The sequence below is a fragment of the Burkholderia sp. E168m23 genome (genome assembly GCF_016586125.1).
GTDB classification, from domain to species: Bacteria; Pseudomonadota; Gammaproteobacteria; order Burkholderiales; family Burkholderiaceae; genus Burkholderia; species Burkholderia orbicola.
This window is the reverse complement of record NZ_BCPP01000977.1, coordinates 1-2,618: the sequence shown is the minus strand read 5'-3', so window position 1 is coordinate 2,618 and position 2,618 is coordinate 1. Positions and strand designations below refer to the sequence as shown.

Annotated in this window: 2 protein-coding genes and 1 pseudogene; all 3 read left to right on the top strand. The window is 68.1% G+C overall.

The window, feature by feature from the left end; all coding sequences use genetic code 11:
• On the top strand, positions 1-739 hold a 739-nt coding region (gene dacB, locus JMF90_RS32810; RefSeq protein WP_201325989.1), incomplete at its 5' end, for a D-alanyl-D-alanine carboxypeptidase/D-alanyl-D-alanine-endopeptidase.
• Between the two features lie 333 nt (positions 740-1,072).
• Positions 1,073-1,987 carry a sterol desaturase family protein gene (locus JMF90_RS32805; protein ID WP_011546102.1) on the top strand — a complete coding sequence of 305 codons (915 nt, stop codon included), beginning with the start codon at positions 1,073-1,075 and terminating at the stop codon, positions 1,985-1,987.
• Positions 1,988-2,082: 95 nt separating this feature from the next.
• A pseudogene (locus JMF90_RS32800) lies at positions 2,083-2,618 on the top strand (acylhydrolase); the annotation flags it as partial.

Sequence of the window (2,618 nt, the reverse complement as noted above, 5' to 3'; positions counted from 1 at the left end):
GACGGCCGGCGGCGGGATCATGACCGCGTCGTTCGCCGGCGACTACCCGCTGCGCTGCGGCGCGCACACGACCAACCTCGCGATCCTCGATCACACGACCTTCTTCGCGCGCGGCTTCCTCGCGCTGTGGCAGCAGGACGGCGGCACGATCGCGGGGCCGGTGAGCGAAGGCAAGGTGCCGACCACCGCGCGGCCGCTCGCCGTGCATCACAGCCCGGTGCTCGGCAGCATCGTCTACGACATCAACAAGTTCAGCAACAACGTGATGGCGCGCAACCTGTTCCTGACGATCGGCGCGGTCAGCGGCAAGCCGCCCGCGACACCCGAGCAGTCGAGCCGCGCGATCCAGGCGTTCCTGCAGAAGAACGGCATCGCGATGCCCGACCTCGTGCTCGAGAACGGCTCGGGGCTGTCGCGCGAAGAGCACGTGAGCGCGCTGTCGCTCGCCGCGCTGCTGCAGGCCGCGAATGCGAGCCCCGTCGCGCAGGCGTTCGTCGATTCGCTGCCGATCGCCGGCATCGACGGCACGATGAAGAACCGCCTCACCAACGCGGGCGTGCTCGGCAACGCGCACATCAAGACCGGCACGCTGCGCGACGTGCGGGCGATCGCCGGCTACGTCGCCGGCGCCGACGGCCAGAGCTACATCGTCGTCAGCTTCATCAACAACGATCACGCGGAAGGCGCGCGCGCCGCGCACGACACGCTGCTCGAGTGGGTCTACGCGGGCGCGCACTGACGGTGCGCGCACCGTGCATCGGGCCGCTCTGACAGGGCGGCCCGTGCGACTTCCCGCACCGCGCCGCCCGCGAAATCCTGCGCCGCGCGGTTTGAAACGCCCCCGTCACTTTCGCGCGCCGCGCCGCGCGCGCACCCTTCCCACAAAGCAGGGCCGCACCGCCCGGCCCCGTGCAGTACGGATTCCGTAGAAACCCTGTCCTCAGAGGGAACCCTCTACGCTGCCCCCTCGCCTAGCGCGTAGCGATTGCGTAGGCTGTTGGCCTGACGATATCTACAACGGGCCACACGCCCGGCCTGATGGCTTGCAGGGGAACGAAGGAGACACACGCCCATGCGATTCGACGTCGAATTGCTTCTGCTCGCGCTGGCGCCCGTCTTCCTGCTCTGCATCGCGTGGGAGGCCTGGCACCTCGCCCGCACCCGTGCGCAGGACCGCATCTATGCGTGGCGCGACACGCTGTGCAACGCGGCGCTCGCGCTGATGCACCAGGGCGCCGACAAGCTCGCGTGGCTGTTCGTGATTCCCGTCTATGCGTACTGCTACCGGCACTATCGCGTCTACACGTGGCACGACGGCTGGCTGTCGTTCGCGGTGCTGTTCGTCGCGCAGGACTTCCTCTACTACGTATTCCATCGCGCGAGCCATCGCGTGCGCTGGCTGTGGGCCGCGCACGTCGTGCACCACTCGTCCGAGCGGATGAATTTCTCGACCGCCTTCCGCCAGAGCCTGATGTACCCGGTCGCGGGCATGTGGCTGTTCTGGCTGCCGCTCGCGTTCGCCGGCTTTCCGCCGCAACAGGTCGTCGGCATCGTGCTGATCAACCTCGCGTTCCAGTTCTTCGTGCACACGCAGGCGATCGGCAAGCTCGGCTGGCTCGAATACGTGCTCAACACGCCGTCGATCCACCGTGCGCACCATGCGCGCAACGCGCGCTACATCGATCGTAATTACGCAGGCGTCCTGGTGATCTGGGATCGCCTGTTCGGCAGCTATGTCGAGGAAACGCCCGACGATCCGCCGCAGTACGGCATCGTCGAGCGGCTCGGCTCGAACAACCCGTTCGTCGCGACGTTTCACGAGTGGGTGTCGATGGCGTCCGACGCGTTGCGCGTCGACGGATGGCGCAACAAGCTGCGCGCGATTTTCGGCCCGCCCGAATGGGCGAGCGCTTATCATGCGCAGATTGCCGAGGCCGCGAACCAGGGTCCGCGCACCGAGCCGCTGGCGGCTGCGCGCGATCGATAAACCGTTTCAGCCAACGGCCGCCGCGCAGCCCGGAACCGAGCAGGCACGCGGCAGATGAGAAACACATCAGGCCATATCTACGAGGAGATCGAACGATGCAGACACAACAACACGCACCTTCCCGCAGCCGGCTGCGCATGCTGCGCACCGCGCAGGTCGCGATCGCCGGCGCCGCGCTCGCGCTGCTCGCCGCATGCGGCGGCGGTGACGACAACAACGGCAGCAGCGCGTCGAACACGCCGCCGTCGGGCGTGAAGATGCAGGTCGTGTCGTTCGGCGACAGCCTGTCCGACGTCGGCACCTACTCGCAGATCAAGCTCGGCTTCGGCGGCGGCCGCTTCACGACCAACCCGGGCCAGGTCTGGACGCAGGACGTCGCGCAGTACTACGGCGACACGCTGCAGCCCGCGAACCAGGGCGGCTTCGGCATTCCGCTGCAGGCCACCGGCGGCCTCGGCTACGCGCAGGGCGGCTCGCGCGTGACGCTGCAGCCGGGCATCGGCCATGCGGACGCCAGCGTGCCGAACCCCGACTACGCACAGGCGACCACCACGCCGATCGCGGACCAGGTCAAGCAGTACCTGACGCAGCACGGCAGCTTCAACGCCGGCCAGATCGTGCTGATCAACGG

Bases quoted from the DNA above. Each gene is read 5' to 3' on its own strand.
- JMF90_RS32805 (WP_011546102.1), top strand. From the start codon at position 1,073: ATGCGATTCGACGTCGAATTGCTTCTGCTCGCGCTGGCGCCCGTCTTC.